Consider the following 15,937-nt stretch of genomic DNA (forward strand, 5'->3'; position numbering starts at 1 on the left):
GAAATGAAAGCAGCGTTGATGTTTTGCCTAGTGGCTTGATTGGACTTCCTTGGTGAATATGACCAAGGTTTTGTCATTTTTCAAACACACATTTTTTGTTGTAAACAATAAATAGAACAATATTAATAGTGGGTATTTAATTTGGATCTTTTATTTTTGCGTCATTGCTTAAATAAAAATCGAAAATAAATATTATCTGATTGCATTGAGTTTGTGTAATTTACATGTAATTGGAGTTTGTAAGTCATAGTAACTAGGTGTAATTTTCGCCATTGTTTACTGGTGTGCTGTCTGCGACACGGCTATGTCAGGAGTCGTTGTCCGAAATAGCGTTTTATCAAACATGACTATTCCGTGCTCCGCGATGACAGGGCAAGTCAGTAAAGATCGAAAGGGTAGGGTGCGTGTCTCAAAATACAGGCAAGGGTGCTAAGGAGTTAAAAGCATCCCGTACGGATATTAATAAAAGCAATACTGCGTCTGGGGCAATCGCTATTATTGGTATGGCGTTTCGCTTCCCGGGCGATTTATCGCAGCCCGACCAGTTTTGGAATGCTTTAATTGAAAAGCGCGATCTGGTCACGGAAATTCCCGCTGATCGCTGGGCGACTGCCGAATTGCAACACGACAAAAGGTCCGAGCCGGGTCGCAGCATCACGTTTTCGGCTGGCGTTCTGTCGCGTATCGACCAGTTTGATGCGGATTTTTTTGGTATCTCCCCACGCGAAGCCGCCTGGCTAGACCCGCAACAGCGTCTGTTGCTGGAGCTGTCCTGGGAAGCCATGGAAAACGCGGGCGTTGTGCCGTCCGCCATGGCTGGTAGTGACTGTGCGGTTTATGTCGGTATCTCCGGTTTGGATTACGGCATGCGCGGCCTGGATGATTTGGCCAGCCTGACTGCCCATATGATGACCGGCAATACCATGAGTATTGCGGCCAACCGTCTGTCTTATATCTACGACTTGCACGGACCGTCCATAGCGGTGGATACCGCCTGCTCGTCTTCCTTGGTGGCTTTGCATCAAGCATGCTCAAGCCTGCGTAATGGCGAGGCCTCGACCGCTTTGGTCGGTGGCGTCAATCTGTTGCTGCACCCCTATCCCTTTGTCGGCTTTACCAAAGCGTCGATGTTGTCGGCAGACGGACGCTGCAAGGCGTTTGATGAGGCCGGCAATGGCTATGTCCGTTCCGAGGGCGGTGCGGTACTGATGCTCAAGCCTTTGGAGCAAGCACTAGCCGATGGTGATCAGGTACAGGCTGTCATTTTGGCTACGGGCGTGAATGCCGATGGTGCTCGCAAGACCGGCATCACCATCCCTAGCTGCCAGGGACAAATTGAGTTGATGCGCTCCGTTTTAGAGCGCAGCGGCCTGACTGCGGGTGATGTGGACTTTGTCGAGGCCCACGGTACCGGTACGGCAGTAGGCGACCCTATTGAAACTACCGCAATCAGTGCGGTGTATGGAAAAACGCGCCAACAGCGTTTGCCTATTAGTTCAGTCAAAGCGAATTTGGGGCATATGGAGTCAGCCTCCGGCATGGCCGGTTTGGTCAAAACGGTGCTGGCTTTGCAGCATCAAGCCCTGCCACCTGCTTTGCATTTGAACACCCCCAATTCCGCGATTGATTTTGACGGCTTGAATCTGGAATTGTTACCGCAAGGCCGTCAATTGCATCGTACCGACGGCAAGCCTTTGGTGGCGGGCCTTAATTCTTTTGGCTTTGGTGGTGCCAACGCACACGTTTTGCTACAGGCCCCTGTCGCACCCGCTGGTCAATCGACTGTTGCGCCGAACTCGGTTTTGCCGCCTTTAGTCTTGTCGGCCAAAACAGAAGCCGCTCTGCGCGAACAGGCAGGTAATTATGCGGATTTGCTCGATGGCAAGACGGCACAAGCGTTTTACGATGTCAGCTACGCGGTAGCGCACGGTCGGCAGACTTTGGCTCGTGCTTTGATCATTCATCCCGAAACGGTTGAAGAAGGCGTGGCGCAATTGCGTGCTTACGCGCAAGGGCAAGACCCGCAGGGTCTGCAAACGGTAGATGCCCTGGATAAAGAAGCTCAACTGGCCTTCGTGTATGCGGGTAACGGAGCGCAGTGGTTGGGGATGGGCGTGACCTTGTTGCGCGAGTCCCCTCGTTTTGCCGCACTGCTGTCCGAGCTGGACACCTTGATGCAGCCCTTGGCGGGTTTCTCGTTACTGGAGCAATTGCAGGCCGAGCCTGCTGCCTCCCGTATGGACGACACGACCGTTGCCCAGCCCCTGTTGTTTGCCCTGCAGGTTATTGTGACACGCATGCTGCGCGAAGATGGCGTTCAGCCTGATGCCGTCACGGGACATAGCGTAGGCGAAATTGCTGCAGCCTGGGCCGCTGGTGCTCTGGATCTGGAACAAGCCATACGTGTGATTTGTGCCCGTAGCCAGGCCCAAGGCCTGACTCGTGGTCAAGGCCGGATGGCCGTTATTGGTCTATCGCTGGAAGCGGTAAACACCTTGCTGGAAAGCCAGGGTGCGGACTTGGGCGTGAATGTGGCGGGTGTGAACAGCCCTTCCAATATCACCTTGTCCGGTAGCCTGGAAGGCTTGCAACGCATTCAGTCTGCCCTGGAAGACCAAAGTGTTTTCTTCCGCTTGCTGGATCTGGATTACGCCTTTCACAGCCCCTATATGGATGGTTTGTTGCCGCATCTGGAAAAGAGCCTGGGCGACTTGCAGCCCGGCCAGCAGGAACCACAGGCGCGTTTTGTTTCGACCGTTACCGGTCAAGAGTTGCCCCCATACGAGCTGGATGTGGAGTACTGGTGGCGCAATATTCGCGAGCCCGTGCAGTTTGAGCAGGCCATTGCTTGTCTGGCCAAGCAGGGCTGCCGTGTTTTTCTGGAAATTGGCCCGCACGCCATTTTGCAGCGCTACATCCGTGAAACCCTGACTCAGGCCGATGTTCAGGGTGTTGTGCTGTCCAGCTTGCGCAAGCATGACGATGGCCCACAGCGTCTGGTCGATACGGCCCTGCATACCCTGGCTCTGCTGCCGTCTCAGCTGAAGGCCCGTTTCCCCGTGGCTGGCAATCCGGTGGATCTGCCTGTGTATCCGTGGCAGCGCGAGCGTCATTGGTACAAGACCAGCACAGAAGGGATGCGCTCCATTGAGCGCCGACGAGTACATGATTTGCTGGGTTGGCGCCTGCCCGATAGCGATATCAGTTGGGAAAACGTACTAGACCCGGTGATTTTGTCTTGGCTGGCTGATCACAAAGTGGGTGGGGCCATGGTGTACCCCGGCGCTGCTTATTTGGAGATGGCCTTGGCCGCAGCCCGTGAGTGGTTGGGCGAAGCACTGATCCAGGTGGACGAGCTGGATATCCTGGCTCCGCTGGTCTTTGACGGTGAGCATGCCCGCAGCCTGCGCTTTGTGCTGAGCCCGCGCGATGGCAGTTTCTATATCAAGAGCCGCCAACGCCTGAGCCAGGACGAGTGGGTGGTACACGCTAGTGGCCGCATTCTGGCTTCGGATGAGCGCATGCCCAAGCCAGAGCTTTCGCCCCTAAGCTTGGCGGAACGGCAGATTGATCGTGATCGCCACTATCGTCTGGCGCATTCCTTGGGCTTGGACTACGGTCCAGCCTTCCAGGGTTTGAAGGTCTCACAGGTGCAAGATACGTACCTGCATGCGGAACTGGAAATGCCCGTCAGCCTGGAGCAAGACGGTTATCTGCTGCACCCGGCCTTGATGGACGTGTGCTACCAGTCTCTGGTGGATTTCTTCGCACAAGATATTGAAGCAGGCCAAGGCGTTGCCTTATTGCCTGTGAAAGTAGGCCGCTTTACCTTGTCCACCGAAGGGCAAGTGACGCATTTCCGTGCGCATCTGCGTCGCAGCAGTGCCCGTTCGGTACTGGCGGACTTTGAGCTGTATGGTGCTGATGGCCGCTTGCTGGCCAGCGCCCAGGCTTGTCGTTTCCGCGCGGCACATTTCTTGCGTCAGGACCGACACGCGGTCTCCAACTGGCAAATTACCCCGTATCTGCGTCCTCATCCTCATGATGAACGAGTCGCCGTTACGCTCTCGCCTGAACAACTGGTCCAAAGCGGTTGGGCTGCACTGGTCGATCAGCAGCAAGAACGCGAAACCTGGTTCCAGCAGACTTTGCCTTTGCTGGATGCCTTGAGTCTGTCCTTTATTTATGAAGCCTTCCAGGACGTTAAACCAGCCGAGCTCAGTGCCGAGGTATTGAATAGTCCGTATGGCCGCTGGATGAGTGAGCTGTTGCGCAGTGAAGCGCTGCTGCAAGATGGGGAAAGCTATCGAGTGGTGGAGCAGGCGGATATGCCTTCTGCCCAGGACTTGTGGCGCACGATTTTGCAGGACTCCCCGAGCAGCCTGCCGCAGTTGACCCAGATTGGTTCGGTGGGCCGCCAACTGCCCGCCTTGTTACGTGGTGATCTTTCAGGCGAAAAACTGCTGGCTTCCTTGCGCCGTTCCCCGGTGGTTGAAGTGCTGTATGACGATGACCCCATGTATCTGGGTGTGCGTCAGGCACTGGAAGCCCAGTTGCGAGAGCTGGCTGCGAACTTGCCGGTTTCCCAGCGGCTGCGTGTGCTGGAAGTCGCTGTTGGCCCTAGCGATTTGCCCAAGACGCTGGCGGCTTGTTTGTCTGAAGATCAGTTTGAGTATGTGTTGGCCTTGCCGGATGTCGATTTGCAGGCACGTCAGGCGACGCAACATCATGCGCTAGCCAATGTGCAAGTTGTCGGTTTTGATTTGCAAGAGTGGCAGTTGGATCAGTCCAACGACACACAGTTTGATGTCGTGATTTTGCGTCACAGCCTGCACCGTACCGTGCATGTTCCACCTGCTTTGCTGCGTAGCAAGCAGTGGCTGGCTACAGGTGGTGTTTTGCTGCTGGCCGAGTGTCACCCTGATTGGCATGCGGATTTTCTGTCCGGTCTGGACCCAAGCTGGTGGCATACAGCCGCTGAGTCGCAATCCTCTTCCTTGCTGTCGCCTGAAGGCTGGCACAGGGCTTTGGAGCAAGCGGGTTTTGAGCAGGTACAAACAGCACCAGAGCCTGCCGCTCAGGCGTTGAGCGAAGGTGCTTATTTGCTTTTGGCCAGCGCCGCGACAAAGCAGACAGGTCAGAATCCGGAGATCGTCGCTACAGCCCAGTGGCTACTGTTGTTTGACGAGGCTTCCCAAACGCATGCCCATTCTTTGCAAGCTCGTTTGGAGGCAGTCGGACAGACGGTTTGCGCCCAAGCCTGGCCACCCAGTGCCGACGCTTTGGCTGATGAGCACACGCTGAATGTGGTGCCGATGCTGGGTTGGGCTGATACCGTTGCTGCTGTCAGCCAGACCAGTACGCAACTGCTGAATCTGACTCAAAGCTTGTCCGCCCGTGCTGCTGCAAGCCGTTTGTTCCTGGTGACGCACGGCGGAGCACTGCCTGCGATGGCAGAAGAATTGGATTGGGCGGTGAATCCTGCCCAGTCGGCCTTGTGGGGCTTTGGCCGCGTCGTCATGAACGAGCTGCCTACCTTGTCCTGCACTCTGATCGATCTGGCCGGCGATCTGAATGCCGGCAGCATCGCTCAGCGCCTGGAGTGCGAGCTGCTGTGGCCAGATGGTGCGACAGAAATTGTCTTGTCTCAAGACGCACGCCATACCTTGGTGTTGCAAGAGGCCACTCAGCTTGTAAGTGCTCAATTAGGCCAGGATGCCCGCTTCAAGCTGGACTTCCAGGTGCCTGGGCAATTGCGCAATCTGGAATGGCAAGCTGTTCAAGCGCCCACTCTGGCTGCGGATCAGGTCGAAGTCCGCACCATGGCAGCGGGCCTGAACTTCCGTGACGTGATGTACTTGATGGGCTTGTTGCCGGACGAAGCCGTAGAAAACGGGTTCGCCGGTGCGAGCCTGGGCCTGGAGTTCTCGGGTGTGGTCACACGCCTTGGGGCCGATGTCACTAACCTGTCGGTCGGCCAGCCGGTGATGGGTTTTGGTTCCTCCTGCTTTGCCAGCCATGTGGTGACACGTGCGGATGCTATCGCTCCCATGCCTAAAGGTTGGGATTTTGAAGCCGCCGCCACCGTTCCCACCGTGTTCTTCACCGTGTACTACGCGCTGACGCACCTGGCCCATATCCAGCCCGGCGAGAAAGTGCTGATCCATGGTGCTGCAGGCGGCGTGGGAATTGCTGCAATCCAGCTCGCCCGCCATTTGGGCGCAGAGATTTATGCCACCGCTGGCACGGACGAGAAGCGAGTGTTCGCCTCCTTGCTGGGCGCTGACCATGTGTTCGATTCGCGCAGCCTGAGCTTTGCTCAGGATGTGATGGATGCCACTGGCGGTGAGGGCGTGGATGTGGTGCTGAACTCCCTGGCAGGTGAAGCCATGCGCCGCAGCCTGGATGTCTTGAGCCCATTTGGCCGTTTCCTGGAACTGGGCAAGCGTGACTTTTTCGAGAACACACCGATTGGTCTGCGTCCCTTCAAGAGCAATATCAGTTACTTCGGTATTGATGCCGACCAGTTGCTGACAGGACGTCCAGCCCTGGCAGGACGTTTGTTCAAAGAAGTCATGGAGCTGTTTCATGACGGCGCGCTGTTCCCACTGCCTTACCGTAGTTTCGGTGCCGAGCATGTGGTCGATGCATTCCGCGCCATGCAACAGGCTCGTCACATCGGCAAGCTGGTGGTGTCCTTGAAGGATGCTCAGCCTGGCCTACCCGCAAAACAAATAGCGGCCCCTATCGACTTGTCCACACAGGGCACGTGGTTGGTAACGGGCGGTTTGTCTGGCTTCGGTTTGGCTTCAGCCCAATGGCTGGTCAAGCGTGGCGTGCGCTCTTTGGTTTTGGCGGGACGCCGTGGTGCCGATACCCCGGGTGCACAAGCGCTGCTAGAACAGTTCCAGACACAAGGCTGTCGTGTGCAAATCGTAGCGTGTGATGTCACGGATTGTGCAGCGGTACAAGCCGTCGTCGCCCAGATTCAGGCAAGTGATAGTCCGTTAACGGGTGTGCTGCATGCTGCCGCTGTATTTGATGATCGCCTGATCGCGAATATGGATCAGGACAGTCTGGATAAGGTGCTGCAAACCAAGTTGGTGGGGGCATGGAATCTGCACCTGGCCACTCAGGATGTGAGTTTGTCCCACTTCGTGCTGTATTCCTCGGTGACGACTTCTATTGGTAACCCCGGACAGGCGAACTATGTGGCCGCCAACGCGGGCCTGGAAGGGCTGACGCGCCTGCGTCAGAACCTGGGTCTGGCGGCTTCTTGCATTGCTTGGGGGCCGATTGGCGACGCAGGTTACCTGACCCGCAATGAAACCGTGAAGGACAGCTTGGGCAAACGCCTGGGCAAAGCGTCTCTGCAATCCGATCAGGCATTGGATCAACTGGATCGCGTGCTGGCTGTTAACGGTGAAGTGTCCATTGTGGCTAACTTCGATTGGAATGCCCTGGCCCGTTTGCTGGCCTCGGCCCAAAGCGAACGCTTTGCCATCTTGAACCGTGCTCGCAAAGATCAGGACTCCGGTAGCGACGGCCAGGATATTCACGCCCTGATCGCTGGTAAAACGCCCGAGCAAATTCACGCTTTGGTGGCCGAGTGGGTGGCGCAGGAAGTCGCCAACATTTTGCGTACTGAAGTAGACCGTATCGAAACTCAACGTTCCTTGCATGATCTGGGCATGGACTCCTTGATGGCCGTGGAGTTGGCCTTGGGCTTGGAGCAACGCTTTGGCGTGCAGTTGCCCGCCATGGTGCTGAACGATTCCCCCACCGTCTGGAACGTCGCCGCCCGCATTGTCGATAAGTTGACGGCTGGTGGCGAGGACTCGGCAGAGCACGATGCAGGGCATCTGGTCGCCGATGTCGTACGTCAGCACGGGGATGAGATGTCCGATACGGACTTGCAAGGACTGGCCAAGGATGTACAGCGATTGGCAGAAACAGGGACATCACTGATTCATGAGTAAGAACGATCTGGCGCCGGGTAGTAAAGCACAACTGATTCAGCGCATTTTGGGACGTAAAACTGGGCAAGCGACCGGCGATGGTCGCATGGCCGATCAGTCTGCCAGCCGTCAGGGCGCGGCCAGCCATATTCCGGATGCCTTCACCCGCTTTGACCGCCACCCTGGTTACGAGAAAATGCTGGTGCCCAAGGCCATGGCCGATCGTATGGGCGTGCGCAACCCTTTTTTCCGCAGCCACGACGGTGTAGCGGCTGCGCATACCCGGATCAACGGGCGCGACTATCTGAACTTTGCCAATTACAACTATCTGGGTCTGTCAGCACACCCTGAAGTCAATGCAGCCGCTAAAGCCGCGATGGACCAGTACGGCACATCGGCCTCGGCCAGCCGTTTGGTTGCGGGCGAGCGCCGTGTTCAGCGCGAGCTGGAAGAGGAACTGGCCCAGAACTATGAGGTGGATGATTGCGTGGTTTTCGTCAGTGGACACGCCACCAACGTCAGCACCATTGGTTACTTGTTTGGCCCCAAGGATCTGGTGATTCACGATAGCCTGATCCACAACAGTATTTTGCAAGGCATCCAGTTATCGGGTGCCGCCCGCCGTTCATTTCCTCACAACGATAGTGCCGCCCTGGAGCGCATTCTGGCCGATATTCGTGGCCAGTTCGAGCGTGTGCTGATTGTGATTGAAGGCTTGTACAGCATGGATGGAGACATCCCGAATCTGCCCGCATTTATTGACATAAAACGGCGCTATAAAGCGTTTTTGATGGTCGATGAAGCTCACGCTCTGGGTGTGCTTGGCAAAACGGGCCGTGGCTCGCACGAGCATTTTGGTGTGGTGGGTCGAGATGTCGATATCTGGATGGGCACCTTGAGCAAGACCCTGGCAAGTTGCGGCGGCTACATCGCTGGTGATCGTGCGCTGGTGGAACTGCTTAAATACGCCGCCTCCGGTTTTGTGTACAGCGTGGGAATCTCTCCCGTGTTGGCGGCCGCTTCGCTCAAAGCCTTGCAGATCATGCGTCGGGAGCCCGAGCGTGTGCAAAACCTGCAAGAGCGTGGCAGTCAGTTTCTGAATTCGATGCGCTCGCTGGGGATCAATACCGGTTTTGCCCAAGGCTACGCCGTTATTCCTGCGATTACCGGCAGCTCTCTGAAAGCAGTCAAATTGTCCGGCCAGTTGTTTGATGCCGGTCTGAATGTGCAACCCATTATCCATCCTGCGGTAGAAGAAAAAGCAGCACGTTTGCGCTTTTTCCTGTCTTCCACGCATAGCCAGGATGACATAGACCTGGCGTGTGAAACCGTTCATACGCTCATGAAGAAATAAGCATGTCTCAATTACTACATACAGCAGTTAGCAAGATCGCCGCAATAGGACGGCCCGTACTGGCCAGTACCCTGGTCGCCGTACTGGCCGGATGTGCCACGATGCCCGACTGGATGCCAGCCGATGGCCCCAGCCGCCAGCAAGTGCAGGAACGACGTGATGGCCGTATCGAAGGCATCACTCTGGTCAATGTGACTGACTCCCTGACCAAGAAACTGGCCGCTAAGAAGCGCATGGGTGACTTTGCTGCCCAGTTCCCTAGCACGGGCTCGAACAACTACCTGATTGGCCCCGGCGATGTGCTGGAAGTGTCGGTATGGGAAGCGCCGCCTGCCATGCTGTTTGGCAGTATTTCCTTGGATCCCAAGGCGACGGCAGCGACGACGAATGCCGTTGCCTTCCCGTCACAAATGGTGACCTCAGATGGCATGATCAGCATGCCTTTTGCAGGCCGTATTGCTGTTCAGGGCCACAACACCCAACAGATTGAAGAAAGCATTGCCAAGCGTTTGCAAGGCAAGGCCAATAACCCCCAAGTACTGGTGCGTGTCACCCAGAACAACTCTTCCAACGTAACGGTGGTGGGCGAAGTCAATCAAAGCACCTTGATGCCCTTGACACCGAAAGGCGAGCGCCTGCTGGATGCCTTGGCCGCCGGAGGTGGCGTTAAACAAGCGGTAAACAGTATCGCCATTCAGCTCTCGCGCGAGCAGAACACATCGACGATGGCCTTGGATACGATCATCCGTAATCCGAGCCAGAACATCATGTTAAAGCCGGGCGATGTGATCACGGCGCTGTATCAGAACCAAAGCTTCTCTATTTTGGGCGCCACAGGCAAGAACGAAGAGATTCCGTTTGAAGCCCAAGGTATCTCCCTGGTGCAGGCCCTGGCCCGTTCCGGCGGCCTGGATACCTCACGTGCTGATGCTCGCGGTGTGTTTGTCTTTCGCTTTGAAGATGCTGCGCTGGTGGACGGTGCGCCAGAGTCGACCCTGCTGGACAAGCAGGGCCTCGTACCCGTGGTGTACGAGATCGACCTGCGTGACCCGGCTTCTTTCTTTGTCACCCAGAACTTCCCGGTTCAGGACAAGGACGTGATTTATGTCTCCAATTCGCCAGCGGCTGAATTCCAGAAGTTCCTGCGTCTTGTGGTGTCGGTGGCCGTGCCTAGTACGACCTTGAACAACATGATGAAGTGATGAGCCTCATGGTTGAACGCAAAATTTTTAGTAGAGGTCGAGATGAGTAATCAGGTGCGCAGCCCCATGGCCGTCACCTGGTCGGTCTGGCGGGCGCTGCTTTTGCGCGAATCCTTGGACCGTCTGTTTGATATGCGGGCTGCCTGGTTCTGGTTGTTGATGGAGCCGGTGCTGCATATCAGTTTCGTCACATTCATCTTTACGGTGATTCGCTTGCGTACGGTTGGTGGTATTGATGTGACCGTCTGGATTGTGGTGGGGATGTTGGCGTTTTTTATGTTTCGTCGTACGGCGATGCAGGTGATGCACGCTGCCGATAGTAATAAGCCGTTGTTTGCTTACAGGCAGGTTCATCCCTTTGACACGTATGTCGCACGAGGTGTTTTGGAAGCATTTTTGATGACCTTGGTGTCCGCCATTATCTTAGCGGGAGCAGCCTTGCTTGGGCATGACGTACGGCCTGATGACCCCTTGCAGGTTTTGATGGCGATGTTTGGGTTATGGCTTTTTGGTGTGGGCTATGGCTTGGTGGCCTCTGTCTTGATGGCCTTGGTTCGTGAGACAGAGCACATATTGAAACTCATGATGATGCCGTTGTACTTGATCTCTGGGGTCATCATGCCGATTTCTGCTGTTCCCCAGCCTTATCGGGATCTGCTCTTGTTCAATCCTTTGGTGCATGGACTGGAGTTGGTGCGTAAAGGGTTTGCGAATTACTACCACATGGTGCCTGGCGTCAGCATGGGATACCTGTACCTATGGGGGGTGGTCAGCTTGTTTCTGGGCCTGGTTTTGTATAGACGCTTTACACAGCAGTTGGTGATGAAATGATCGTCGTCAAGGATGTTTATAAGCGCTACAAGACCGCCCATGGTGTGGGCCGTTGGGTGTTGGAAGGGGTCAACCTGACAATCCCACCCAAGGTAAATGTGGGTTTGATTGGCTCTAACGGTGCTGGGAAATCTACGTTGTTGCGCTTGATCGGTGGGGTGGATCACCCCAATAAGGGAACGGTGCAGCGTATGTGCAGGGTGTCGTGGCCCATGGGTAACGGGGGGTTGGAGGGCACCTTGACCGGCCGCCAAAACGCCAAGTTTGTGTGCAGAGTACATGGTCATCAAGAAGATCTGGCAGATCGGCTGGCTTTTATTAAAGATTTTTCTGAACTGGGTCGAGCTTTTGAGGAGCCGGTCTATACCTACTCCTCTGGAATGCGCTCCCGCCTTCAGTTTGCGTTGTCGTTTGCCTTTAATTTCGATGTGTACATCTCGGACGAGGTGACGGCAGCGGGTGATGCGGCATTCCGTAAAAAAGCCGCGGACGCCTTTAAAACCATGACCAATCGCGCGGGCTTGATCATGGTGGCTCACGACAATAAAACCTTAAAACAATTTTGCCAGGCGGGTGTCTGGCTGCATCAAGGACGAGCGCACTGGTTTGACCAGATTGACGATGCGCTCAATGCCTACAAGGATTCGCTTCCAAAATGACAGATACACCTCAAGTCACTACGCAGGCGGCTAGCACCGCTTCTAATCAAGCCGTTTCAAAGAAACCTACCTTTGGAGCTCGCCTGCGTTCGTGGTTTTCATTGCGCTTATTTGATTATGCCGTACGTGTGATTCTGATCCTGGCTGTTTTGACGTCGGCGTACTGGTTGATCTTTGCCTCGAACCGCTATGTGTCCGAGGCTAACGTCATTATCCGAAAGACAGACTCGGTAGGAGCCCCCTCTTTTGACTTAGGGATGTTGGTATCGGGTGTGGCTACTGTTGATCGCGCGAACCAGTTGTTGTTGCGTGATTACTTGTTGTCCGTGGACATGCTTAAAAAGCTCGATCAGTCTTTGGATTTACGTACGCATTACAGCTCCTCGGATCATGATCTGGTGTCGCGGATGTGGTTCCAGGATGCGTCGCTAGAGTGGTTTCACCGTCATTACCTGCGTCGTGTCGAAGTGGAGTTTGATGATTTCTCTGGCGTGTTGCGCATCAAGGTCCAAGCTTATAGCCCCGAGATGGCTCAGGCGATTACGGAGCTGCTGGTTAAGGAAGGCGAGCGTTATATGAACGTCTTGGGCCATGAAATGGCCCAGGTTCAGGTCGATTTCTTGGTTACTCAGGTTGACCAGGCTCAGGAGCGTTTTCAACAAGCGAGCCAGGACTTGCTGAACTACCAGAATGAAGCTGGTTTATTGTCCCCTCAAGCCACAGCAGAAAGTATTAATGCGATTGTGGCTGCCTTGGAAGGGCAGCGGGCTCAGTTGCAGACCCAATTGGCCTCTTTGCCCAAGTCATTGGATCGTGACCATCCCAATATTCTGATGCTTAAACAGTCTTTGAAAGCAGTGGACGAGCAAATTAAGCAAGAAAAGCTGAAGTTGGCGACGCCGTCCGGCGGCACGTTGAATGCCTATGTAGAAGAGTTTTATCGCTTGGATATGAATGTGAAGTTCACACAAGAGCTCTACAAATCCTCTTTAACTGCTTTGGAGAAAGGCAGGATTGATGCCACTCGCATGTTGGAGAAAGTGTCTGTGCTGCAGTCCGCCACCTTGCCCGAGTATCCGATGGAGCCGCGTCGTCTGTACAACACCTTGGTGACTTTGCTGTTGGCGCTGATCCTGGCCGGGATTTTGAAGCTGCTCAAGAGCATTGTCTTGGACCATGTGGATTAATAAGAAAGATAGGAAGCCCATTTAAATGTCTATTTCACCTGTTGTGCCTTCTGAATTAGGTCATGAGAAACCGGTATCCACGCATGCACAATGTTTGGAAGAGGAGAACCGGCTGTTGTTTGATCAACTGCAAGTCGTGCAGGAGGAGTTAGGGCGTTTGTATGACCACCCCCAAGCAGCTGGGCGTGATTTGAAGCCGACAGTTATTAATGTGGCACCTGTGGACGTGCGGCTTATCGAGATTCAGGCGGAAAGTGTTCGCTTGGAGTGCCTGCTTAGGGTGCAAACCCAGCTACATGACTTAAAGACTCAATATGCTTTAGCTAAACAGCTTGGCGACATTTTGATTGAGGGTGTGCAGTCTACAGGCTCGTTGATCTCGGTGCCGGGGCGTTTGCGTCAGGCTTGGCGTCAAAATCGTCGCACCCAGCCTCCTGCTGCGCTGGGTGGGAAATCTTTCGACAAAGTTATTCAGGCGTATCAGCAAGGGGGGGACTCTCAAGTCGAATCCTTGCTGAGTCAGGCTTCAGTTTCAAAAAGTGTGCAAGCCAGTGCGTGGACAGCTGTAGCCCGGACTTATATGACGGCTGAACCAACCTTGGTTGCGGCGATGGCGCGCCGGGCCTTTGCGTTGGAGCCACGTGGGTTCCGTCAAAAATGGTTGGCGTTTCGATTGCATGAGTCTGGTGATTTGCTTGAGGCAGAAGCACTCTTGGCGCTCTTACCCGAGGATGTGTCTTTTACTGACTCTGAGGCGCGTCAACGCGATCGTTTGTTGAAGCAGGCGAAAGAGTTTCGTTTAGATCAAGTCCGCTCTGTATCTGATGTTGAGGCGCAGCATGTGGCGGTGCAGCGTCAGTGGGCGGAGCTGGCTGAATCACGCAACGCAATGGTCAGTACTCTTAAACAGCAAGAAATACAGCTGTCTAGCGTGCGCGATGAGGTGCAGCGTCTGAATCAAGAAAAACAAGAGCAACTTGTAGTAGTTGAAGCATTGCGAGCACAGATCCAGCGATTACAGCAGGATCATCAGAAAACCCTTCAAGAGCGAAGCCAGCAAGAAGATCAACAGCGACAGTTCATACGTCAGGAGCAGGACAATACGCAGGCTGCACTCAAACAAGTAGCGGATTTGAAGCGTGAGCTGGAGCAAGAAGAACAGTTGAAGTTACAGACGCAACGTGAGTGCGTGGGTTTGCAAGCTGATCTGAAACGGATCAGGCAAGCTCTGGAGGACAAAGAGGCACAAGCAGGGCAATGGTTTGAACAATGTGTCACTGTGCAAGGTGGCTTGGCGGATATGGCCCAGCAATGTGAGCAGCTTAAGGATGAGCTGCAGATGCACCACCGCGAGAAAGAGGAAGCCTTGTCGCAGCTTCAAGTTTTGCGTATCGCTCATGATGAGTCACTTGTAATTGCAGAGCAACGTTTGGAGGAGGTTGAGTCCCTGCTGGTGCAGTTAGAGGAATCAGTCGCAGAGTGTGAGGAATTTCGGGTGCAACTGCGGGATGCTCAGGAAGAAAAGGACTCTTTGCTTGTGCAAGTGCAGGAGTTAAGGGAGGCCCGTGATGGATTGGTTGTGCTTGCTGCTCAGCGCTTGGATGAAGTGCATGCGTTGCAATCTCAAGTTCAGGCAATAACGCAGGAACGAGATGAGGCAAGGCAGCAAATCAATGTGGAGCGAACAGACCATAAGTCTTTGCAGGCTCAATTGAGTCAAGCCTTTCAAGTTCGTGATGAGTACATAGCTTTAGCCGCACAGCGTCAGGGGGAGTTGTTGCAGCAAGCTAAAGAGCAACTGAGCTTGGAAAAGAGTAAAGCCGCACTGGAGGCACGCCAACTGGAGTTACAGCAATCATTGTCGGCGCAGACTGCGCGTGAAACAGATCTGCTAGAGCGCTTGAGTGCCCAAGTGCAGTCCTTGGCCGCTCGTGACGCGGCAGTTCCAGGAATACAAGAGGAATTATTTAAAAAACAATCTGAAGAGCTGCTCCGTGTTCGTCGCCATATTGAAACAGCGGTTAAGAATAATAGTGCTAATGCGGTACGTCAGCTCCAGTCCTTTGTTGGGATGCAAGAGTATTTTGCCACTGGAGTGCTACCTGCATTTAACAGTGAGGCCCACAGTTGGCCAATCTCTGCTGACTTTGCATTATGTTTGATGCGGCAATTGGTGCTTAAGCCCTACGACCTTGTGATTGAGTTTGGGTCAGGCATGTCCACCGTTATTGTGGCTAAGACATTGGTGTTGATGGCGGAACGTGGTGATACCCGACAGACCCAGTTCGTGTCCTTCGAGCATTTGGATTCGTATTACGAGCAAACCTTAGCGCACCTCCAACAAGCAGGGTTGGAGCAGGCAGCGCAGTTGACACTGGCACCACTCAAGGATTGGCAGTCGGCTGATGGCCAAGTCTATTCGTATTACAGCTGCCAAAGTACCTTGGCCAAACTTGCCAAGCAAAGCCAAGTTGCTCGAAAGCGTATTTTAGTGATTGTGGACGGACCTCCGGCTGCTACGGGCCCTCAAGCTCGATACCCCGCAGGTCCTTTGTTAATGGAGCATTTCCCCAATGCCCATATTGATTTTTTGATGGATGACTATATCCGCGAAGATGAAAAGCAAGTCGCTCAACGTTGGTTGGCAGATATAGAAGCTCAAGGGCTTGCGGGCACATCCACTGCATACAAGTTTGAGAAAGACGCCTGTTTATTAACTGTTTATCCTAAAGGCTCAACGTAAATT

7 protein-coding genes are annotated in these 15,937 nt (G+C 54.4%); all 7 read left to right on the top strand.

What is annotated here, in order from left to right; genetic code table 11:
* Positions 1-404 precede the first annotated feature (404 nt).
* From AC6I6N_RS15695 to AC6I6N_RS15725, 7 genes are read left to right on the top strand one after another with little or no spacing between them, the layout of a single operon-like run.
* Positions 405-7,979, top strand: coding sequence for an SDR family NAD(P)-dependent oxidoreductase (locus AC6I6N_RS15695; protein ID WP_497943623.1), 7,575 nt, complete (start codon positions 405-407; stop codon positions 7,977-7,979).
* On the top strand, positions 7,972-9,312 hold the full coding sequence (locus tag AC6I6N_RS15700; RefSeq protein ID WP_346548884.1) for an aminotransferase class I/II-fold pyridoxal phosphate-dependent enzyme: 1,341 nt from the start codon (positions 7,972-7,974) through the stop codon (positions 9,310-9,312). Before AC6I6N_RS15695 ends, AC6I6N_RS15700 begins: the two co-directional genes overlap by 8 nt.
* A 2-nt stretch (positions 9,313-9,314) precedes the next feature.
* Entirely contained in the window at positions 9,315-10,514 is a 1,200-nt protein-coding gene (locus AC6I6N_RS15705; RefSeq protein WP_230019385.1) for a polysaccharide biosynthesis/export family protein, read from the top strand.
* A 42-nt stretch (positions 10,515-10,556) separates the two neighbouring features.
* Positions 10,557-11,345: an ABC transporter permease gene (locus AC6I6N_RS15710; RefSeq protein WP_497943624.1), complete on the top strand. Its 789-nt coding sequence runs from the start codon at positions 10,557-10,559 to the stop codon at positions 11,343-11,345.
* A complete protein-coding gene (locus AC6I6N_RS15715; RefSeq protein ID WP_108728406.1) occupies positions 11,342-12,004 on the top strand; it encodes an ABC transporter ATP-binding protein in 663 nt (220 codons plus the stop codon). Before AC6I6N_RS15710 ends, AC6I6N_RS15715 begins: the two co-directional genes overlap by 4 nt.
* Complete coding sequence (locus tag AC6I6N_RS15720; RefSeq protein WP_203226723.1) at positions 12,001-13,191, top strand: KpsE/RkpR family capsule polysaccharide export protein; 1,191 nt, start codon at positions 12,001-12,003, stop codon at positions 13,189-13,191. The genes AC6I6N_RS15715 and AC6I6N_RS15720 overlap by 4 nt, the downstream gene beginning before the upstream one ends.
* Before the next feature lie 25 nt (positions 13,192-13,216).
* Positions 13,217-15,934 (top strand): hypothetical protein, encoded by a 2,718-nt coding sequence (locus AC6I6N_RS15725; protein WP_497943625.1) that lies wholly within the window; start codon positions 13,217-13,219, stop codon positions 15,932-15,934.
* The last annotated feature ends 3 nt before the right edge of the window (positions 15,935-15,937 follow it).

The organism is Alcaligenes sp. LTN-3 (assembly GCF_059735605.1).